General features: G+C 69.0%; 18 protein-coding genes. 17 read left to right on the forward strand and 1 reads right to left on the reverse strand.

Features of this window, described 5'->3' with window-relative positions:
- The first annotated feature begins 165 nt into the window (after positions 1-165).
- The 7 genes from FV560_RS11915 (at position 166) to FV560_RS11945 (ending at position 7,219) form a co-directional block, all read left to right on the forward strand.
- Positions 166-759 (forward strand): TetR/AcrR family transcriptional regulator, encoded by a 594-nt coding sequence (locus tag FV560_RS11915; RefSeq protein ID WP_235020090.1) that lies wholly within the window; start codon positions 166-168, stop codon positions 757-759.
- Positions 760-865: 106 nt separating this feature from the next.
- The gene (locus tag FV560_RS11920; protein WP_159621771.1) at positions 866-2,593 is read left to right on the forward strand and encodes an MDR family MFS transporter; all 1,728 of its coding nucleotides are present in this window, start codon (positions 866-868) and stop codon (positions 2,591-2,593) included.
- Positions 2,590-3,009: a DUF4233 domain-containing protein gene (locus tag FV560_RS11925; protein ID WP_159621772.1), complete on the forward strand. Its 420-nt coding sequence runs from the start codon at positions 2,590-2,592 to the stop codon at positions 3,007-3,009. The genes FV560_RS11920 and FV560_RS11925 overlap by 4 nt, the downstream gene beginning before the upstream one ends.
- Before the next feature lie 19 nt (positions 3,010-3,028).
- On the forward strand, positions 3,029-3,457 hold the full coding sequence (gene ndk / locus FV560_RS11930) for a nucleoside-diphosphate kinase (RefSeq protein ID WP_159621773.1): 429 nt from the start codon (positions 3,029-3,031) through the stop codon (positions 3,455-3,457).
- Positions 3,458-3,651: 194 nt separating this feature from the next.
- Positions 3,652-5,163: a CoA-acylating methylmalonate-semialdehyde dehydrogenase gene (locus FV560_RS11935; RefSeq protein ID WP_200837656.1), complete on the forward strand. Its 1,512-nt coding sequence runs from the start codon at positions 3,652-3,654 to the stop codon at positions 5,161-5,163.
- Positions 5,160-6,080, forward strand: coding sequence for a TIM barrel protein (locus FV560_RS11940; protein WP_159621774.1), 921 nt, complete (start codon positions 5,160-5,162; stop codon positions 6,078-6,080). Before FV560_RS11935 ends, FV560_RS11940 begins: the two co-directional genes overlap by 4 nt.
- Complete coding sequence (locus FV560_RS11945; protein WP_159621775.1) at positions 6,077-7,219, forward strand: Gfo/Idh/MocA family protein; 1,143 nt, start codon at positions 6,077-6,079, stop codon at positions 7,217-7,219. Before FV560_RS11940 ends, FV560_RS11945 begins: the two co-directional genes overlap by 4 nt.
- Positions 7,220-7,319: 100 nt before the next feature.
- On the opposite strand, the gene FV560_RS11950 is transcribed toward FV560_RS11945, so the two are convergent.
- Positions 7,320-8,171, reverse strand: a complete 852-nt coding sequence (locus tag FV560_RS11950) for a formate/nitrite transporter family protein (protein ID WP_159621936.1) — start codon at positions 8,169-8,171, stop codon at positions 7,320-7,322.
- A 196-nt stretch (positions 8,172-8,367) separates the two neighbouring features.
- On the opposite strand from FV560_RS11950, the gene FV560_RS11955 reads away from it, so the two are divergent.
- The 10 genes from FV560_RS11955 to FV560_RS12000 all read left to right on the forward strand — a co-directional run bounded on the left by FV560_RS11955 (position 8,368) and on the right by FV560_RS12000 (position 21,232).
- Positions 8,368-9,231 carry a prephenate dehydratase gene (locus FV560_RS11955; protein WP_200837641.1) on the forward strand — a complete coding sequence of 288 codons (864 nt, stop codon included), beginning with the start codon at positions 8,368-8,370 and terminating at the stop codon, positions 9,229-9,231.
- A 113-nt stretch (positions 9,232-9,344) separates the two neighbouring features.
- On the forward strand, positions 9,345-9,602 hold the full coding sequence (locus tag FV560_RS11960; RefSeq protein WP_159621777.1) for a hypothetical protein: 258 nt from the start codon (positions 9,345-9,347) through the stop codon (positions 9,600-9,602).
- A gap of 36 nt (positions 9,603-9,638) precedes the next feature.
- Positions 9,639-13,241, forward strand: coding sequence for a chromosome segregation protein SMC (gene smc, locus FV560_RS11965; protein ID WP_159621778.1), 3,603 nt, complete (start codon positions 9,639-9,641; stop codon positions 13,239-13,241).
- Between the two features lie 86 nt (positions 13,242-13,327).
- Positions 13,328-13,603: a hypothetical protein gene (locus FV560_RS11970; RefSeq protein WP_159621779.1), complete on the forward strand. Its 276-nt coding sequence runs from the start codon at positions 13,328-13,330 to the stop codon at positions 13,601-13,603.
- Between the two features lie 55 nt (positions 13,604-13,658).
- Positions 13,659-14,882 carry a signal recognition particle-docking protein FtsY gene (ftsY, locus tag FV560_RS11975; protein WP_420853369.1) on the forward strand — a complete coding sequence of 408 codons (1,224 nt, stop codon included), beginning with the start codon at positions 13,659-13,661 and terminating at the stop codon, positions 14,880-14,882.
- A 192-nt stretch (positions 14,883-15,074) separates the two neighbouring features.
- Complete coding sequence (locus tag FV560_RS11980) at positions 15,075-16,328, forward strand: ammonium transporter (RefSeq protein WP_159621780.1); 1,254 nt, start codon at positions 15,075-15,077, stop codon at positions 16,326-16,328.
- Positions 16,325-16,663, forward strand: coding sequence for a P-II family nitrogen regulator (locus tag FV560_RS11985; RefSeq protein WP_159621781.1), 339 nt, complete (start codon positions 16,325-16,327; stop codon positions 16,661-16,663). The genes FV560_RS11980 and FV560_RS11985 overlap by 4 nt, the downstream gene beginning before the upstream one ends.
- Positions 16,664-16,667: 4 nt before the next feature.
- Positions 16,668-18,425: a [protein-PII] uridylyltransferase gene (locus tag FV560_RS11990; protein ID WP_159621782.1), complete on the forward strand. Its 1,758-nt coding sequence runs from the start codon at positions 16,668-16,670 to the stop codon at positions 18,423-18,425.
- Positions 18,426-18,486: 61 nt separating this feature from the next.
- Positions 18,487-20,079, forward strand: a complete 1,593-nt coding sequence (ffh, locus tag FV560_RS11995) for a signal recognition particle protein (RefSeq protein ID WP_159621783.1) — start codon at positions 18,487-18,489, stop codon at positions 20,077-20,079.
- Positions 20,080-20,083: 4 nt separating this feature from the next.
- Positions 20,084-21,232 carry an amidohydrolase family protein gene (locus FV560_RS12000; RefSeq protein WP_159621784.1) on the forward strand — a complete coding sequence of 383 codons (1,149 nt, stop codon included), beginning with the start codon at positions 20,084-20,086 and terminating at the stop codon, positions 21,230-21,232.
- Positions 21,233-21,441: the final 209 nt, after the last annotated feature.

Consider the following 21,441-nt stretch of genomic DNA (forward strand, 5'->3'; position numbering starts at 1 on the left):
CCCGCCCAAGCCCTCAACCAACTCCTCACTGTCGCAACGACCACTTGACATTGGGATGCAGATCGCGACACTGAGGCCACCCTCGTGTGTCCGTGACGCAGATCACCGATCACCGGACTGCTTCCCCCTGGATCAAAGATTGCACGTCATGCAAAAATGCATGACATGCAGAACGAGCTCGGCTTGCGCGAACGCAAGAAGATCGCGCGCCGCGACGCGCTGATCGACGCCACCCATGAACTCGTCCGTGAGCAGGGACTCGAGAACGTCACCGTTGAGGCGATCTGCGAGCGGGTGGGAGTCTCTGTGCGCACGTTCTTCAACTACTTCGAGTCCAAGCTCCATGCGGCTGTCGGCGCCACACCGCTCGCCCTGGACGATGACGTCGCCGTGACCTATGCACAGGGCGGCCCCAGTGGCGACTTCGCCGCCGATACTCGCACGCTGCTGGAGCAGATCCTCGAACTTCCCGCGCTCTCGAAGGAGCGGATGGCCGCCGTGATCGAGATCGTGAAGGCCGAGCCGACGCTCCTGACGCGGCACATGTCGATCTTCGAGTCTGCGTTGCATCAGGTGCAGGACCTCATCCGGCAACGGCTGGGCGCCGACGAGTCCGACTCGCGGCCCGAACTGTACGCGATGACACTCTTCCATCTCGCCCGTTGGGCCACGTCGCGGTGGCACGAGGCCGGGGGAGCGGGACACCCGCGCGATTACGTGGACGCCACCTACGGCGAGCTCCGCGAGCTCATCACCTGAGCCCCGCCGACCTGGCCGCGGCCACGGCCGACCATCGACGCCACTCCACCGCCGCGCGGGCCGCAAACCCCGCGTACTCGACCGACTCACGCAAAGGAAACCACTCATGGCAACCACCGCACCGGCGGCGGACCAGCCCAAGGTCGTGCTCAACAAGCGAACCGTCTGGCTGATCTTCGCCGCCCTCATGGCCGGGATGTTCATGGCATCGCTCGACCAGTCCATCCTGGGCACAGCGATGCCGACCATCGTCGGCGAGCTCAATGGCGTCGAGCACCAAGGCTGGCTCATCACCTCCTATATCCTCGCCGTCGCGATCGCGATGCCGTTGTACGGCAAGTTCGGCGATGTGTGGGGTCGCCGATGGCCTTTCCTGATCTCGATCGGACTGTTCACCGTGGCCTCCATCGGCGCCGGTTTCTCCCCGAGCTTCGGTTGGCTCGTGTTCTGGCGCGGCGTCCAGGGCCTCGGCGGCGGCGGGCTGATGATCCTGTCCCAGGCGATCATCGCCGACATTGTCCCGGCCCGCGAGCGCGGCAAGTACATGGGCCCGATGGGTGCGCTGTTCGGGATCTCCGCTGTTCTCGGACCGCTCCTGGGTGGCCTGTTCACCGACCACGCCGACTGGCGCTGGTGCTTCTGGCTCAACATCCCGATCGGGATCGCTGCCTTGATCATCGGCTGGTTCACCATGCGCTTGCCCAGCCACCGCGCCACTAAGCGCATCGACGTGGCCGGGATCGTGCTGCTCAGCCTGGGAACATCCGGCATCGTGCTGGCCACCAGCTGGGACTCCTGGAGCGGCAGCGATGGTTACGACTGGTCCGACCCCGGCCTGCTCGCCCTCGTGCTCGGCACATTGCTCGCGATCGGCCTGTTCATCGTGGCCGAGCAGCGCGCGCAGGACCCGCTGCTGCCGTTGCACCTGTTCAAGAACCGGACCTTCGCGATCGCCAGTGGTGTCGGCCTGGTGATCGGGATGAGCATGTTCGCCGCCCTCGGCTTCCTGCCGACGTTCCTCCAGATGGCCACCGGCTCCGGGGTGACGCAGTCCGGTATGCAGATGCTTCCGATGATGGTGGGTGTGATGCTGACCTCCATCGCGTCCGGTCTGGCGATCGTGCGGCTCGGCAGGTACCGCATCTTCCCGATCGTCGGGATGGCGGTGGTCACACTCGGCGTGATGTGGCTGACACGCCTCACCGGGGACATCTCCATCGCCTTGTTCTCGCTGATGATCTTCGTGCTCGGCGCCGGTCTCGGCCTGGTGATGCAGACGATCGTGCTCGCCGTGCAGAACTCGGTGGACCCGCGCGAGATCGGCACCGCCACCAGTGCGAACAATTTCATCCGGGAGATCGGCGCCGCTGTGGGTACCGCACTGTTCAGCACGATCTTCACCTCCCGGTTGGTGGACAACCTGACCGAAGGTTTCGCCGGCGCTGGAATCGACCCGGCGGCTGCGGGGGCGGGCGTGGATTCGCTGACGCCGCAGGCCGTGGACGCGATGCCTGCCGGGATGAAGCAGATCGTCGTCGACTCCTACGCCGATGCCCTCGCCCCCTCCTTCTGGTATCTGGTGCCGCTGCTGGCGGTGGGATTCCTGCTCACGCTGCTGCTGCGGGAGGTCCGCCTCTCCGACACGGCCGGGATGGTCGCCCGCGGCGAGGCCGTGGTTGAGAGTCCCGACGGCGTCGCCTCGGTCGCGCACGAGGGCGCCGCCGGCCCGAGTGGAGACCAGGCCGACGACGCGGCCCCCGAGTCGGCGTCCCCGGAGGCCGGGACCGCCAGAGAGGTGGAGCCCGTTCAGGCGGGCACTACCCTGGAGCGGTGACTTCGACCTCGGCGACTCCGGGTGCGGCGGCTGCCAAGCCTCCGCGCCCGGCGCGTCCCTTGTTCTGCACCAGCGTCCTCTGGCTGGAGGTGCTGCTGGTCTTCTTCGCGGTACTCGCGGCCTACGGGCTGCGGGTGGCCGAGCCCTGGGCGATCGGTCTCGTCGGTGGGGTGCTCATCGTCTGGTGCGCCGTGGCCGCGCGACTGCAGCGCACGCGATGGCTCGGACTGGTGCTCGGCTCGATCGTGCAGGTACTGATCGTCCTCGGCGGGTTGGTGATACCGGCGCTGTGGTTCATGGGCGGGGTATTCGTGCTGGTGTGGATCACGGCGATCTGGCTCGGTGCGAAGATCGATCGTGAGCGTGCTGAGCGCCGGTCGACCGGGAGCGCGCAGACGTCCTCACCCGCCACCTGAGGCCGATACGCTCGCTGGTATGAGCGAGAACATCGAACGCACCCTGGTCCTCATCAAGCCCGACGGCGTCCGTCGTGGTCTGACCGGCGAAATCCTGCGGCGGATCGAGGCCAAGGGATACGCACTGACGGCGCTGACCCTGCGCTCGGCCGACGACGAACTGCTGGCCGCCCACTACGCCGAGCACGAGGGCAAGCCCTTCTACGCGCCACTGGTCGAGTTCATGAAGTCCGGACCGGTCGTGGCGGCCGTCGTGGAGGGCCACCGGGTGATCGAAGGCTTCCGGTCACTGGCCGGCGCGACCGATCCGACCGGTGCGCTTCCAGGGACCATTCGCGGCGATCTGGGCCGTGACTGGGGCCTGAAGGTCCAGCAGAATCTGGTGCACGGCTCCGACTCCCCGGAGAGCGCGGCACGGGAGATCGGGCTCTGGTTCCCAGGTTCGTGACGCCATAGCCGCGAAGGGCGCCACAGGGCCACCTCGACTCCCTCCTCCGCACGATGTGTCCTGACCAATGATCTCCGGCACAGGCCGTTTGTCCTAACAAAGTTTGACAAGAACCCGTCATGCAGTGGGACGATAGGCGAGGGCCACCGGTCATCCGGCCGGTTGCCGTCGTCGAGGTCGGTACGGGAGGCACCATGGGCATGCGCAGCGTGGAACACGTCATCAACGGGGAGCGTCGTAGCAGCGACGGACCTGTCATCGAGATCACCGATCCCGCGACCGGTGACGTGATCGCGATTGCGAGCACTGCCGGTCAGGCCGAGCTCGACCAGACCGTCACGGCCGCCACTGCCGCCTACGAGACCTGGTCTCAGATGTCGGTCTCGAAGAGGTCTGCCGTGCTGTTCTCGTTCCGTCATCTGGTGGCCACCCGCCGCGACGAGCTCGCACGGATCGTCGCTCTCGAACACGGTAAGACCGTCGAGGACGCTCAGGGCGAGATCACGCGCGGGCTGGAGAACATCGACTTCGCGTGCGGTCTGCCGCAGCTGGCGCAGGGCTCCTACACCGATCAGCTCTCCACCGGGGTCGACGTCTATTCCTACCGGGAGGCCCTCGGCGTGGTGGCCGGCATCACCCCGTTCAACTTCCCCGTGATGGTCCCGCTGTGGATGGCGCCGATCGCGATCGCCGCCGGCAATGCCTTCATCCTCAAGCCCTCCGAGCGGGACCCCTCCGCGGCCCTGCTCATCGCCGACCTGTGGCACGAGGCTGGGCTACCGGCCGGCGTCTTCAACGTGCTGCACGGCGGCCCGGACCTCGTCAACGGCATCCTCGACCATGACGGCATCGAAGCCGTCTCCTTCGTGGGATCGACCCCGATCGCCCAGCACGTCTACCAGCGGGCCAGCGCCGCTGGTAAGCGCGTGCAGGCGCTCGGGGGAGCCAAGAACCATGCGGTTGTCATGCCCGACGCCGATATCGCCGAAACTGCCGACCATCTCGTGGCTGCCGGGTTCGGATCGGCCGGCCAACGCTGCATGGCGATCTCCGTCGTCGTCGCGGTCGGAACCAAGGACGAGACCTCCGCCCTCGTCGACGCCGTCGCCGAACGCGGCCGCTCCGTCGTCGTGGGACCGTCCTCGGACGAGAAGTCCGAGATGGGACCAGTGATCACCCCGCAGTCCCGCGAGCGCATCCGCTCGCTGGTCGGCAAGGCCGAGACAGAGGGGGCCCGGGTGGTGCTCGATGGCCGCGAGCTGACGGTCCCCGGCCACGAAGGCGGGTACTTCGTCGGCCCCACCCTGCTCGACGAGGTGCCGGTCACCTCCAGTGCCTACACCGAGGAGATCTTCGGCCCGGTGCTCGTGGTGGTCCACGCCACCGACCTTGACGAGGCCCTCGCCATCGTCAACGCCAACCCCTACGGCAACGGTGCGGCGATCTTCACGTCCTCGGGTGCGGCCGCCCGGACGTTCCAGCGCGGTGTGCAGGCCGGGATGGTCGGGATCAACGTCCCGATCCCGGTGCCCGCCGGCTCGTTCTCCTTCGGGGGGCGTAAGGACTCCCTCTTCGGCGACACGCACATCTACGGCCGCGAGGGCCTGAACTTCTACACCCGCGCCAAGGCCATCACCAGCCGCTGGCCCCAGCGCGGGGTGCGCCACGCCGCCAGCTTCGCCTTCCCCTCGGAGTCCCACGCATGATCACCCTCGCCAACGCCCCCGTCTCCTACGGAGTCTTCGAACTCGATGCCGAGGAGGGTGTCGAGCTGCCCGGGCCCGAGGAGATCGCCGCCATGATCTCGGCCGCGGGCTACGCCGGGATCGACTCCGGTCCGATCGGAATGCTCGGTCGCGGTGCCGAACTCCGGGACCGGCTCGCCCGCCACAGTCTCGCTCTCGCCGGTGGCTGGGTGGACATGCCGTTCACCGACGACGACGCCTTCGCCGCCGCGTTGCCCGGGTACCGCGACGCGATGGCGTTCTTCGCCGAGGGTGCCGAACTGCACCCGGACACCCCGCCGCGCCCCACGCTCGCCGACAGCGGCTCCGCCGCCCGCCGCGCCAACCCGGGCGGCGGACCGGGTCTGAGCCTGGACCCGCGCGGATGGGACACTCTCGCCCGCAACGTGAGCTCCGCCGCCCGGATCGCGGGCGAGTACGGCCTGCGGCCGACCTTCCACCACCACGCGTGCACGCACGTGGAGACCCCGGAGGAGATCGACGAGCTGCTCGCCCGCACCGACGTCGGCCTGACGTTCGACACCGGACACCTCATCATCGGCGGCGGCGACCCGCTCGAGGGTCTGCGTCGCTGGGAGAAGCGGATCGACCACCTGCACCTCAAGGACGTGCAGACGGCCGTGCTGCGGGACGTCGTCGCCCGGAAGGCGGGCATGCGGCAGGTCTGGACCGAGCGCGCCTTCGTGCCGCTCGGGGACGGCGACCTGGACCTGGACGCCACGATGGAGCAGATCCTCGGCAGCGGCTACTCCGGCTGGCTCGTGATCGAGCAGGATGTGATCCCCCAGGCCGGCGACGATTCCGGCCAGCCGCAGGCGCATCAGCGGCGCAACCGTGACGCCCTCACCCCCTGGTTCCCGAAGGGAGACCTCGCATGACTCGTGTTCGGATCGGCGTGCTCGGCCTCGGGGCCGTCACCCAGAGTGTGCACCTGCCGCTGCTCGCCCGGCGCTGGGACCTGTTCGAGATCGCTGCCGTGGCCGACCTCTCGGCCGAACGCACCACGACCGTCGCCGATCGGTACGGAGTGGCGGGCCGGTTCACCTCCCGTGCCGACCTGGTGGCCGCGCACACTGAGGGCACCTGCCCGCTGGACGCCGTGCTGGTGGCCACGACCGGCACCCATGGCGCTGACGTGATCGCGCTCACCGACGCCGGGCTGGCCGTGCTGGCGGAGAAGCCACTCGCCCTTGCCGAGGCCGAGATCGATGCCATCGATGCCGCCGTGGCAGGCGGCGGGCGCGTGCAGCTCGGCTACATGAAGGAGTACGACCCCGCCACCGCGGGAGCCGCGCGGGCGCTGGCCGGACGTCAGGTACGGGCGGTGACCGTGGAGATCCTGCACCCCACCTCCACCGCGCAGTTGCAGTTCGCCCGGCTCCTGCCCCCTGCCGGGGACGTCGACCCTGATGCCCTGGCTACCGCCGTCGCGCCCACCGCCACGGCTCTGGACCAGGCCCTCGGCGGAGACCTGGAGCAGAGGTGGCGCGGTCTCTACGAGGGCGTGATCATCGGCTCGATCGTGCACGACATCTCGCTGCTGCGGCACCTCGGTCACCCGATCACCGGGGTGGAGTCGGCAGCGACCTGGGGCGCCTCGGACGCTGGTCCGGGATCGGTGGAGGTGCTCGGTGAACTGGCCTCCGGTGCCCGGCTGCACCTGGGCTGGCACTTCCTGCCGGACTACCCCGACTACCGCGAGACCGTCACCTTTCACCACGACGGCGGAAGCGTGAGCCTGGTCTTCTCGGTTCCCTACCTGCTCAACGCGCCGACCGTCCTGACCGTCGTCAGCCGGGGTGAGGACGGTGCGGAGATCCGCAGCGAGCACCGCTCCTCCCAGCAGGAGGCGTTCGAGAACGAACTGACGGCGTTCCATGCCCTGGTCACGAGCGGTGAGCAGCCGTTCTCCGGGCCGGTCGAGGGCCGGGCCGATCTCGTGGTGGCCCAGCAGATCCTCGCGCGTCTCGGTCAGCGGCACGGTTTCACCCCGGGCGGGGAGTCAGCCGCCCACTGAACGCAGGTGCCAGGGCATGCCATCGAGGTGCCAGTCGTGGCCTGTTCTCCGCACTGCGGACGGGCCGCAACTGGCGCCTCGATGGCGTGTGTGTGCCTCGTCAGGCCGGCTGGTCGATCTCGTCGCGTGTCGCGGTGGGCCGGGTGGGCAGCGAGCGGCGCGCCGCCGTCCGGGCGTGGGTGGCGTACAGCGGCAGGGCGGTGAACACCAGCCCTCCCACCAGGTTGCCCAGCACTGTCGGGATCTCGTTCCAGACCAGGTAGTCCATCACCGTGAACTCGCCCCCGAGCATGATGCCCGAGGGGAACAGGAACATGTTCACGATCGAGTGCTCGAAGCCCATGAAGAAGAACAGCATGATCGGCATCCACATCGCGATGGCCTTACCGGGCACATCCTTGGCGATCATCGCACCGGCCACGCCGGTGGAGACCATCCAGTTGCACAGCATCCCGCGCACGAACAGCGTGAGCATCCCGGCGGCGCCGTGCTCGGCATACCCGAGGGTGCGTCCCTCACCGATGTGTCCGATCGCCTCGCCCACCTCGTTCGGTGCGGTGTCGAATCCGAAGGTCACCACCACGGCCATCATCGCCGCCACGGTGAAGGCGCCGATGAAGTTGCCCACGAACACCAGTCCCCAGTTGCGCAGCACGCCGCGCACGGTCACGCCGGGCCGCTTGTCCAGCCACGCCAGGGGAGCGAGGACGAACACCCCGGTGAGCAGGTCGTAGCCCAGCAGGTACAGCATGATGAACCCGACCGGGAACAGCACCGCGCCGAGGAGGGCGATCCCGGTGGTGACGCTGACGGTGACGGCGAACGCGGCGGCCAGGGCGAGCAGGGCACCCCCCATCGAGGCACGTACGAGCGTGTCCCGGGTGGACATGAAGATCTTCGACTCCCCGGCGTCGATCATCGTGGTGACCAGGTCGTTCGGCTTGACGTACATGGCAGTCCCTTCCTCGAGGCTGCCTGACACGCTAGAGATGCGGTGTTTCGCGCCGTGTCCGCTGCGGTGACCGCGACGTGACGGTTTTCGCTCAGTGCGTGCACTGCCACTGTGAGAACCATCCGAACCGCCTGAGACTCGCTCGGTGCGGGCGGACGCCTGGCCCACACCCGGCACATCGCGCGATCGTGGGAGGATGTCGGCCGTGACTCAGCGACGTATCGCCTACCAGGGAGAACCCGGAGCGAACTCCGACATCCTGTGCCGTCAGTACTATCCCGATGCTCAGCCCGTGCCGTGCGCCTCCTTCGAGGACGTCTTCGCCGCGGTCGAGACGCGGGACGCTGATCTGGCACTCATTCCGATCGACAACTCCCTGGCCGGACGGGTGGCCGACATTCACCACTTCCTGCCGACCTCGGGTCTGCACATCATCGCCGAGCACTTCCTGCGGATCCGGTTCATGCTGATGGCGGTGCCAGGTGCGACCCTGGAGACCATCCGGACGGTGCACTCGCACGTGCACGCGCTCGGTCAGTGCCGCGACATCATCCGCTCCCACAGCCTGGAGCCGATTGTCTCCGGGGACACCGCCGGCGCGGCGCGTGAGGTAGCCGAGGCCGCCGACCTGACGCAGGCGGCGATCGCGCCGCCGCTCGCTGCCGAGATCTATGGGTTGGAGATCCTCGCCTCCGACGTCGAGGACGCCGATCACAACACCACCAGGTTCATCGCGCTGGCACCCGATCCCGCGCAGGTCGCGCCAGGGAACGGGCCCACGGTCACCACCTTCGTGTTCCGGGTACGCAACCTGCCCGCCGCCCTGTACAAGGCGCTCGGAGGGTTCGCGACCAACGGCGTGAACATGACCAAGCTGGAGAGCTACATGGTGGGCGGGGAATTCGTCGCCACCCAGTTCCTCGCCGAGATCGATGGCCACCCGGACGACCTGCCCGTACGTCGCGCTCTGGAGGAACTGTCCTTCTTCACCCGCGAGGTCACGATCCTCGGGGTGTACCCGGCCGACCCCTATCGGCAGCAGGTCAGTGTCACGACCTGAGGCCCGGGCCGGCGGGTGCACGGTTCAGGTGGCGCCGGGGCACAGATCGGGTTCACGATAGGCAGGACCGGAAACTCGAGCGAGACGCCTCGGCGTCAGAGCAGGAGGAACCGATGAGCACTGCACCTGGAGCCCACGCCTGGCGTGACGCCGGACTGATCGACCCGAACACGGGCGAGCCGAGCACCGACGAGCCGGTCAACCTCGTCCACGAAGCCGACGAGGATGCGGCCGGGGCCGCAGCGGGTGTCGGTGAGGACTACCACCCGCACACCCCCCGACCCGACCGGGACGGGCTCGCCGACGAGGCTGACGTGGCAGACCAGGCCGTGGTGGTACCGGCGGAGGATCCGGACGAGGGCGAGTACTGACCGCCCTGCCGAGTCCCACCCTCTAGGCTGTCAGGCGTGCACCTCAAGACGCTGACGCTGCGGGGATTCAAGTCCTTCGCGTCTGCGACCACGCTCTCGCTGGAGCCGGGCATCACGTGTGTCGTAGGGCCGAACGGTTCCGGCAAGTCCAACGTGGTGGACGCTCTGTCGTGGGTGATGGGAGAGCAGGGTGCCAAATCGCTGCGCGGTGGAGCGATGGCAGATGTGATTTTCGCCGGCACCTCCTCCCGCCCACCGCTCGGCCGGGCCGAAGTCTCGTTGACCATCGACAATGCTGACGGCGCCCTGCCGATCGAGTACAGCGAGGTGACGATCTCCCGCACGCTCTTCCGCAACGGCGGTTCGGAGTACGCGATCAATGGCAGCTCGTGCCGGCTGCTCGACATCCAGGATCTGCTCTCCGACTCCGGACTCGGCCGGGAGATGCACGTGATCGTCGGCCAAGGCCGGCTCGACGCCGTGCTGCAGGCCACGCCGGAGGAGCGTCGAGGATTCATCGAAGAGGCCGCCGGCGTGCTCAAGCACCGCAAGCGCAAGGACAAAGCGCTGCGCAAGCTGGAGGCGATGGCTGCCAATCTCGCGCGGGTCAGCGACCTCACCGGTGAGATACGCCGTCAACTCGGCCCCCTGGCCAAACAGGCGGACGTGGCACGCCGGGCGCAGGTCGTCCAGATCGACCTGCGCGACGCCAAGGCCCGGATACTTGCCGACGACCTGGTGCAGCTCACCTCCTCCCTCGCCCAGGAGATCGCCGACGAGACCGCGCTACGGCAGGAACGGGACGCCGTCGAGAACGCACAGCAGCAGGCGAGAGCGGAGCTGACGCGCCTGGAGGGAGAGGCAGCGGCCGCCGCACCGGCCCTGAGCGAGGCCACCGAGATGTGGTACCGGCTGTCCTCGCTGCGGGAGCGGCTCCGTGGAACCGAGACTCTCGCAGCCGAGCGGTGCCGCCTGCTCGGCAGCCCGGCAACCACCGAGGAGAATCGCCGCGACCCGGACGATCTGGACGCCCAGGCGGCCCGAGCCCGGGAGGCCGAGGCCGAACTCGGGACCGAGGCGCAGAAGGCGCGCGACGATCTCGAGGCCGCTGTCACCGAACGTGCCCACGCCGAGCAGAAGAGCGCCGAAGCCGAGAAGGCGCTCGCCGCTGTTCACCGGGGCGTGGCCGACCGGCGCGAAGGCCTCGCTCGCCTCACCGGGCAGGTGGCCGCGACACGCGGCAAGGTCGAGGCTGCGGAAGCCGAGCTGGAACGGCTGCGTCGCGACCTCGCCGCAGCAACCGAGCGCGCGCAGCAGGCGAGCCGGGAGTTCACCGCCCTCGAGCAGCAGGCTGTCGGTCAGGCCGAGGGCGAAGAAGATCTCGATGATGCTCACGAACAGGCCCGCGAGTCGCTTGAACGCGCACAGGAGCGGGTGCGTGAACTCGCCGAGGCCGAGCGGGAGGCAGACGGTGCCAGGGCCACCTGGACCGCGCGGCGGGACGCGCTCGAACTCTCCCTCACCCGCAAGGACGCCACCGGGACGGTGCTCGAGGCCGAGGACCTCCCAGGCGTGCTGGGTCCGGTCGCCGACCTGCTGACCGTTGAGCCCGGATACGAGACAGCTGTCACAGCCGCCCTCGGGCCGCTGGCCGATGCGGCCGCGCTGGAATCGGTCGATGTCGCCGTCGACGCGTTGCGCTACGTTCGCGAGAAGGACGCCGGACAAGCCCGGCTGTTGCTCGCCCACGAGCAGGGCGCTCCGCCTCGCGCAGGACCAGCACCCGGTGGCGGACGTTGGGCCCGGGACGTAGTCGAGGCGGCGGAGTCCGTGCGCGGAGCCGTCGACTGGCTGCTCGACGGTGTCGTTGTGGTGGAGGACCTCGCCATCGCCCGGCAGGTGCGTCTCGCACATGCTGCGGGTAGCGGCGACCAGCGCCACGGTGAGGACGGTCCTGCCCTGGTGGCCGTGACCCGTGACGGCGATGTGCTGGGGCCGGCACATGCTCGCGGAGGTAGCACCGCCGGTCCGAGTGTGCTGGAGCTGCACGCAGCACGTGAAGAGGCGGCGAAGCAGATCGGGGACGCAGCCGCACGTGCGGAGCAGGCACGGTTCGCTCTGGGTCCGGCGCGCGAGGCGGTTGAGGCTGCGCAGGCGGAGGTCGACCGCACTCTGGCGGCGCTGCACGACTCCGATGCCCAGCTGGCCGCCGTCGCCGAGCGCCTCGGTCAGCATGGGTCAGCCATGCGGGCCGCGAACGCGGAGGCCGAGCGGATCCAACCGGCGATCGAGAAGGCCGAGCAGGCACGTACCCAGCACGCTGAGGCCCTCGCCGAGATCGCCGAACGGCTCGAGGTGGCCGGGCAGGAACCGGTGGAGAGCGAGACGGATCTGGAGGCGGCGACCGCAGACCGGGATCGGCTCGCCGAGGCGGCGACGCAGGCGCGCGGACGGGAGACGGATGCGCGGTTGGTGCTACGTACTGTCGAGGAACGGGTGCGTGCGCTCAGCGGGCGGGCCGAGTCGCTGGAGCGGGCCGCCAAGGCCGAGCGAGAGGCGCGCGAGGCAGCCGCCCGGCGGGCCCGCCGCCGCGCCGAGCAGGCCGAAGTCGCCAGCGTGGTCCGGGCCGGTGCGGTCCGTGCGCTCGCCGCGATCGAGCACTCGTTGCAGCTGGCCGCGACGCGCCGTGAGATCGCCGAGGACGAGCGCGCCCAGCGGGACGAGGCGCTGACCGCGGTGCGCGGGCGCCTGGACGAGCTCTCCGCCCGCCACTCCCAGTTGACCGACGTCGTCCACCGCGACGAGGTGGCACGCGCGCAGCAGAAGCTGCGGATCGAACAGCTGGAGCAGCGTGCGATCGACGAGCTCGGACTCGACCCCGAGGTACTGGTGGCCGAGTATGGACCAGACCAGCTGGTTCCGGCGGTGCCGGCGCCCGGATCCGAGGACGAACCCGAGCCGCCCCGCCCATACGTGCGAACCGAGCAGGAGAAGCGCCTGCGGGCCGCCGAACGAGCCCTGAATCTGCTCGGCAAGGTGAATCCCCTCGCGCTGGAGGAGCATGCAGCCCTGGAGGAGCGGCACAAGTTCCTCACCGATCAGCTCGCCGACCTCAAGAAGTCCCGGGCCGACCTGCTCGACATCGTCGCCGAGATCGACGAACGGGTCGAACAGGTCTTCACCTCCGCATTCGAGGACACGGCAGCCCAGTTCGAGCAGGTCTTCGCCCGGCTCTTCCCGGGAGGTGAAGGCAGACTCGTCCTGACCGAACCCGACGACATGCTGACCACCGGTCTCGAGGTCGAGGCACGTCCGCCCGGGAAGAAGGTCAAGCGCCTCTCGCTGCTCTCGGGCGGTGAACGGTCCCTGACGGCCGTGGCGCTGCTGGTGGCGATCTTCAAGGCCCGGCCCAGCCCGTTCTACGTGATGGACGAGGTGGAGGCGGCGTTGGACGATGTGAACCTCGGCAGGCTGCTGGAGATCTTCCGTGAGCTGCGCAGCGACTCCCAGCTCATCGTCGTCACGCACCAGAAGCGAACAATGGAGATCGCCGACGCGCTCTACGGGGTGACGATGCGTGGGGACGGCGTCACCACCGTCATCAGTCAGCGGATCGCTGACCGTGACGAGGTTGGCTGAGGCTGTGTGCGGCGTCACCAGACGTTGGGCGGGGCGTCGACGGCGAGTCGCTGACGGACACCCGACCGGCGGCGCATAATCGACATGTGACCGGAGTCCTGCTCGCCTTCTTCGCCGCCGTCGCCGCGGCGTGCGCTGTGCTGTTCGTGCTGCTGCGCCGGCAGATTCCCGAGGAGGGTCTGCTGCCGTGGGTGCGCGAGTCGTTCGCTGCCCGCCACGAGCCGCGAGAACCGGGCGAGGGCGGTCCGGGCACGCAGCAGGACGTCGGGGTCTCGGAGCTGATGGGGCTGGCCGAGGACGGTCCGGCCTACCACCGCCCGGTCGACCTCGGATCCGTGGCGAAGCTGCGCTCGCGCACCTGAGCCAACACGCTCGCAAGATTCGCTCTGCGCGTGCCAGGTGAGCGAGACTGGGCACGTGGAGATCTTGGCTGACATCTGGCTGTATCTGGTCCTCGGTGTTCTCGTCGTCGTCGGCGCAGGCCTCGCGCTGCTGCGCGGCCGGCATGAACGGCATGGCGAGACTGATGAGTCCGTTCAGACCCGTGAGACACCCACGACGGTTGGCACCACCGCTGACGCCGATACTCCAGCGGCGCCGTCCGAGGGTGGCCCCGACGAGCCGGGCACCGCATCGGAGGTGGGTGGTACGGACTCGAGCGGCCCGGCTGCCGCTGCGGCGCCCACGGTCGACGTGGAACGCCCGGAGTCGGTGGCGGGTCGTATGGTCCGGTTGCGGGCGCGCCTGGCCCGCGCCGGTGGACTGGGAAGCACATTGCTCTCACTCCTCTCACGCGGTGATCTGGACGAGTCCGACTGGGAGGAGATCGAGGAGACCCTCCTGCTCGCCGACATCGGATCGGGGCCGACCGATGAGCTCATGACGGCGCTGCGCACCCGGGTGAAGGTGCTCGGCACCACCGATCCGGAGCAGGTGCGTGCACTCCTGCGGGAGGAGCTGCTCACGCTTGTGGATCCCGGGATGGATCGTCGGCTGGCAGTCAGCCCGGTGACCGGGGACGACGGTGAGCCGCACCCGGCGACCGTCCTCGTCGTCGGGGTCAATGGCACCGGGAAGACCACGACCGTCGGCAAGCTCGCCCGGGTACTGGTGGCCGAGGACAAGGACGTGCTGCTCGGCGCGGCCGACACCTTCCGCGCCGCCGCGGCCGACCAGTTGAGCACCTGGGGGGAGCGCGTCGGCGTCAGCGTCGTGCGTGCCGACCGGGACGGGGCTGATCCGGCGTCTGTCGCCTTCGACGCGGTCAAGGCGGGCCGGGAGAACGGGGTGGACACAGTCCTGGTGGATACCGCGGGCCGGTTGCAGAACAAGGCCGGGCTCATGGACGAGCTGGGAAAGATCCGCCGGGTGATCTCCCGCCACGCACCGGTGAGCGAAGTGCTGCTGGTGCTGGATGCCACCACGGGTCAGAACGGGATGCGGCAGGCACAGGTCTTCTCCGAGGCTGTGGACGTCACCGGCATCGTGCTGACCAAGCTGGACGGCACCGCCAAGGGTGGCATCGTCGTCGCGGTCCAGCGCGAGCTGGGCGTGCCGGTGAAGTTCGTGGGCCTGGGGGAGGGGCCGGACGATCTGGCCCCGTTCGACCCCGCCGGATTCGTGGACGCGCTGCTCGAGTGACCAGCGGGCTTCGCGATCTCCTCGCCCCATAGCGTCCGGTCACTGAGACAGTACCTGGGGTGAAACACGGTGTTCACATGAACTCGCGATCAGTCACAGTGCCGTAACACATGCGGGTCATGAGGGAAACACAGACCAAGGAGAGTCATCTCCCGAGACCGGCCGCCCGAGCCGGTGCTGGGAGAGATCTGCATGGAACCCTTTATCGACACGGGTATCACCGCGTGGATGCTGGTATCAGCATCCCTCGTGCTGTTGATGACACCCGGTCTCGCCTTGTTCTACGGCGGGATGACACGAGCGAAGTCCGTTCTGAACATGATGATGATGTGCTTCGGGGCGATCGCCCTGATCGGCGTCATCTACCCCCTGTGGGGCTGGTCGATGTCCTACGGCGCCTCGATCGGTGGCATCTTCGGTAATCCGTTCGACCAGTTCGGCCTCGGCGGGTCCTTCGACCCGATCGCCGTCCTGAACGAGGAGACCGGCGCGTCGATGCCCACGATGGTCGACGTCGGCTTCCAGGCGACCTTCGCCATCATCACCGTGGCCCTGATCGCCGGTGCGATCGCTGACCGGGTGAAGTTCTCCACCTGGATGGTGTTCGCGGGTCTGTGGACCACGCTGGCCTTCTTCCCGATGGCGCACATGGTCTGGAGCGGCGGTCTGCTCTCCGACGACGGGCCGTTCGCCGGCATCGCCTCCCCGATCGACTTCGCCGGTGGCACCGTGGTGCACATCAACGCTGGCGTGGCGGGTCTGGTGCTCGCTCTGATCGTGGGCAAGCGCAAGGGCTTCGGCACCGAACCGATGAAACCCCACAACATGCCGCTGGTCATGCTCGGCGCCGCACTGCTGTGGTTCGGCTGGTTCGGCTTCAACGCCGGTTCGGCTTACGGTGCGGACGAAGTCGCCGGTCTGGCCTGGGTGAACACCACCACAGCAGCCGCGGCAGCTGTCCTCGGCTGGTTGCTGGTCGAGAAGATCAAGTACGGCAAGGCCACCTCCCTCGGTGCGGCCTCCGGTATCGTCGCCGGCCTCGTGGCCATCACCCCGGCAGCGGGTGCTCTGACCCCGGTCACCTCGATCATCCTCGGGGCCGTGGCCGGTGTGCTGTGTGCCCTGGCCGTCAGCCTCAAGCACAAGCTCGGCTATGACGACTCTCTCGATGTGGTCGGCGTCCACCTGGTCGGTGGCCTGGTCGGCACCGTGCTGATCGGCTTCCTTGCCACCGATGGTGGCCTGTTCTTCGGTGACGGCGTCAACCTGTTGATCGTCCAGATCCTGATCGCGTTGGTTGCCGTGGTGTTCTCTGGCATCGTCACCGTGGTGATCGGCCTGATTCTCAAGGCCGCCATGGGATGGCGTATCGCCGAGGAGGACGAGGTACGCGGAATCGACCTGGCCGAGCACGCCGAGGGTGCCTACGAGGAGATCAACTCATGAAGCTCATCACCGCAGTGATCCAGCCACACAAGCTGGACGAGGTCAAGGCGGCGCTGTCCGCCGCCGGAGTTCGTGGCCTCACCGTCAGCGAGGCGTCCGGCTACGGCCGCCAGAAGGGGCACACCGAGGTCTACCGCGGCGCCGAGTACACGGTCGACCTGGTGCCCAAGGTCCGGGTGGAGGTGCTCGTCGACGACGCAGACGCCGCGAACCTGGCCGAGGTGGTCGTCGGTGCGGCCCAGTCGGGCAAGATCGGAGACGGGAAGGTCTGGATCTCACCGGTGGACGACGTCATCCGCGTCCGTACCGGTGCCAACGGACCCGACGCGCTCTGACCCGATGTCCCTCACGTCCCAGTCCGGGCGTCCGGAGGCCCCGCAGCCACTGCTGCGGGGCCTCCGCTCCGCTCGCCTCGTTGTTCCCGGCCACGGCCACGCGTACCGCGAACGCCTCGCTGTCCTCACCGACGCAGCGCTCACCGAGCTCTGGCACGCTGCGACAGCAGCCGCCGGGATCGACCCATCGACAGGGATCGCGCTCACGGCCGTCGGCTCGCACGGACGCCGGGATGCCAGTCCTGCCAGCGACCTGGACCTGATGCTCGTCCATGATGGGCGCACTCACCCGGCCCAGGACGTCGCGACGTTGGCCGAGAGCCTGTGGTACCCGATCTGGGACAGTGGGCTCGACCTCGACCACTCGGTGCGCACCCTCGCCGAGTGCCGTCACGTGGCCTCCGCCGACCTGCCGGCCGCCGTCGGGCTGCTGGATGTGAGGTGCGTGGCGGGGGACATGACCGTCCTGCACCACGCACGCTCCGCCGTCCTGGCGGACTGGCGCGCCTCCGCGCGCAGGCGACTGCCGGAGCTGACCGGCTCCACGACCGAACGGGCCGACCGCCACGGCGAACTCGCCTACCTGATCGAACCGGATCTGAAAGAAGCCCGGGGCGGACTGCGCGACGCCGTCGTGCTCAAGGCGCTGGCGGCCACCTGGCTGACCGACCGCCCACACGGCGGGGTGGATCTCGCCTACGAGCACCTGCTGGACGTGCGCGACGCCCTCGCGCGTGTGACCGGCAGGCCAGTCAACCGGCTGCTGCGGGTCTACGCCGAGGAGGTGGCCGCACAGCTGGGCCACGACCACCCGGACGACTTGCTCGCGGCGCTCGCACAGTCCGGACGGGTGATCTCCTATGCCCTGGACATCACGGTGCGGCATGCGCGCCAGGCGCTGCGCAAACCCTCGCTGAGTCTGCGGCCGACACTGGTGCGGGGCCGGCGCCGTCCACCGCGCTTGCGACCCGTGGCGCACAATCTCGTCGAGCACGACGGTGAGCTCGTGCTGGGCATTGACGCACATCCGGAGCACGACCCGGAGCTGCCGTTGCGTGCGGCGGCGACCGCAGCGCGTAGCAAGCTGCCGCTCTCACCGGTCACGATCACCTCCCTGCAGAAGGCGCCACCGCTCGAGACGCCCTGGACGGAGTCCGCTCGCGATCACCTGCTGGCGCTTCTGGCCACCGGTGAGGCACAGATCCCACTGTGGGAGGCGCTGGACCTCGCCGGGGTGGTGACGCGGTGGTTCCCGGAGTGGGCTGCGGTACGCAACCGGCCCCAGCGCAGTCCGGTGCACGTGTACACCGTGGACCGGCACCTGGTGCAGACCGCAGCGAACGTCCGCGTCGCTGCCACCGCACCCGGTCGTGACGTGCTGCTGTGGGCGGCGATCTTCCACGACATCGGCAAGGTGGCTGGTTCCGTCGATCACAGCGTCACCGGCGCGGAGGTCGTCGAGAGCCTGCTCACCCGGATCGGGGTGGAAGGCTCAGACCGCAAGGACGTGGTCACCCTCGTTCGCCACCACTTGCTGCTGGCCGAGACCGCCACCAGTGAGGACGTCGACGACCCGGATGTCATTGGCCGGGTCGCCGGGACGTTGGAACGACGCGCCGATCTGGTCCGGATCCTGCGGGCTCTCACCGAGGCTGACGCGCGCGCCGCCGGCCCGAAGGCGTGGACGGCGTGGCGGGCGCAACTGGTCGATACCCTGACGGTGAACGTGCTACGAGCCTGCGAGGAGGGCCACGGCGACTGAAGCCCGCCTCATGCGGGATATCCTCGATAGCCAGTACTGCCACCGCTAGAAGGATTCCCACGTGTTCGCAAGCCTCTCCGACCGGCTCTCCGCCACGTTCAAGTCGCTTCGCGGCAAGGGACGGCTCACCGAGGCGGACATCTCGACCACCGTCTCCGAGATCCGCCGCGCGCTGCTGGACGCCGATGTCGCCGTCCCGGCCGTCCGCGCGTTCACGGCCGCCGTGCGTGAGCGCGCAGGCTCTGCTGAGGTCTCCCAGGCGCTGAACCCGTCCCAGCAGATCGTCAAAATCGTCCACGAGCAGCTCGTGGAGATCCTCGGGGGCGACTCACGCGAGCTCACCTTCGCCAAGCGCCCCCCGACGGTCATCATGCTCGCCGGTCTGCAAGGTGCCGGTAAGACGACCCTCGCGGGAAAGCTCGGCGCCTGGTTGAAGGAGCAGGGGCACACCCCGCTGCTGGTGGCCTCGGACCTGCAGCGGCCGAACGCCGTCAACCAGCTTGAGGTGGTCGGTGAGCGGGCCGGCGTGCACGTCTGGGCACCCGAGCGTGGCAATGGCGTCGGTGATCCGATTCAGGTCGCCCGAACCGGTGTGGAGCATGCCCGGGAGAAGTTTTACGACGTGGTCGTGGTGGACACGGCCGGCCGCCTCGGTGTCGACGCCGAGATGATGCAGCAGGCCGCCGACATTCGCGACGCTGTGAGTCCGGACGAGACCTTGTTCGTGCTCGACGCGATGATCGGTCAGGACGCGGTCACCACGGCCCAGGCATTCGCCGACGGGGTCGGATTCACCGGTGTGGTGCTCTCCAAGCTCGACGGTGACGCCCGCGGTGGTGCGGCGTTGTCGGTCCGGACTGTGACCGGCGCACCGGTGCTCTTCGCCTCCACCGGCGAGAAGCTGGGTGACTTCGAGCGCTTCCACCCCGACCGGATGGCTTCGCGCATCCTCGACATGGGTGATGTGCTCACCCTGATCGAGCAGGCGGAGAAGGCCTTCGACGAGGATCAGGCCGCCGAACTCGCGAACAAGATCTCCGGTGACGGCGACTTCACGCTGCAGGACTTCCTGCAGCAGATGCAGCAGTTGAAGAAGCTCGGCCCGATGAAGAAGATGCTCGAGATGCTCCCCGGCATGGGGCAGATGCGCGAGCAGCTGGAGAACTTCGACGAATCCGAGGTCACCCGCATCGAGGCCATGGTGCAGTCGATGACCCCGGCCGAGCGGGCCAACCCCAAGATCATCAACGGCTCCCGCCGCTCCCGGATCGCGAAGGGGTCGGGCACCACGGTGAGCGAGATCAACGGTCTGCTGGAGCGATTCGAGCAGGCGAAGACGATGATGCGCTCCATGGCCGCCAGCGGTGGGAAGGGTATGCCCGGCATGGGCGGGATGCCCGGAATGGGTGGCCTGCCCGGCAGCGGCAAGAAGTCCAAGGGCAAGATGGCGCCCCCGCCCAAGCGGAAGAAGGGCAAGTCCGGCAACCCGGCCAAGCGCGCCCAGCAGGAGCGCGAGATGGCCCAGCGGGCGGCCCAGAAGCCGTCCGCGCCGAGCGGCTCGGCCTTCGGGGCCGGATCCGCTGACTCACCGGACCAGGTGGACCCGTCCGCACTCGACTTGCCGCCCGGGCTCGACAAGTTCCTGCGTCGCTGAGCCGATGACGGCGCAGGATGAGCCCACCTGGTGCCTCACCGGGCCCGTGCTCGCCGGGCCAGAACACTCGGGCACGGGTCCAGGGGGCACATCCGGCGCGGTGCCCGGACCGCTCTGGGCGCACCAGGGCAGGGTGACTTTCGCCGAGCCCGACCACTCCGGTACCGGCACTGCCGAGACGGTCGAGGGGTGGGTCCTGCCCGGACTGGTGGACGTGCACTGCCATATCGGGCTCGGGCCGGACGGGCCGGTGGACTCCGAGACCGCCCGCGCCCAGGCCGTGGCCGATCTGCGCGCCGGGACGTTGCTGGTTCGTGATGCCGGATCACCGGCCGACACTCGCTGGCTGGACGGCGACCCGCTGGCTCCGCGGATCATCCGGGCCGGGCGCCACCTTGCTCGCCCGAAGCGGTACTTGCGTCACTATGCGCGGGAACTGGACGCCGTCGAGAATTTGCCGGCTGCCATGGCGCAGGAGGCTGCCCGCGGGGACGGCTGGGTCAAGCTGGTGGGGGACTGGATCGACCGTTCCGCGGGCCCTGAGGCCGATCTGACCCCGCTGTGGCCACGGGGTGAATTGATCGCCGGGGTGGCGGCTGCACACGCAGCCGGGGCGCGCGTGACGGTGCACACGTTCGCCACCGAGACGGTCGACGATCTACTCGACGCCGGCGTCGACTGCATCGAGCACGGAACGGGGATGAGGGCCGACCAGATCGAGCGAGCGGCCGCCGCCGGCATCCCGGTGGTGCCGACGATGCTGCAGGTCGCGAACTTCGAGGCGATCGCCGCTCAGGGTGAGGCGAAATTCCCGCGTTTCGCGGCGCGCATGCGCGCGATGTACGAGCGGCGGAACCAGCAGGTGCGGGACTTCCACGACGCCGGGGTGCAGCTGCTGCTGGGGACCGACGCCGGCGGCACGATCGGGCACGGCCGGATGGCCGACGAAGCCGCGGCGCTCGTCGAGGCAGGCATTCCGGCCGCCGATGTGGTGGCCGCGGCCGCCTGGTCCGCGCGGGAATTCCTGGGGGCGCCCGGGCTGGTGGAGGGAGCTCCGGCCGACCTGGTCGTCTATCCGGGCGATCCTCGTGACGACATCACGGTGCTCGCTCACCCGCGCGCGGTGTTCCGCGCCGGGCGCCGCATTGTCTGAGGCGCTGCCCGGTAGCAGCGGGCACTAGCGCCGCCGGGCACGAGCGCCGCCGGGCACGAGCGGCACCGGCTCCACCTAGCGTTCGCCGCATGCCTGCGCTACCGAATCCACTTTCCGCCACGGAGCCATCGTGCGGACGGCGTCAGGGTGGTTCGACGGCGGAAAGGGGATTCGACGCGCCCAGGGTTGGACGGAGCTGGGGTCGGCAG

It is taken from the genome of Ruania rhizosphaerae (assembly GCF_009805705.1).
Lineage (GTDB): Bacteria > Actinomycetota > Actinomycetes > Actinomycetales > Beutenbergiaceae > Ruania > Ruania rhizosphaerae.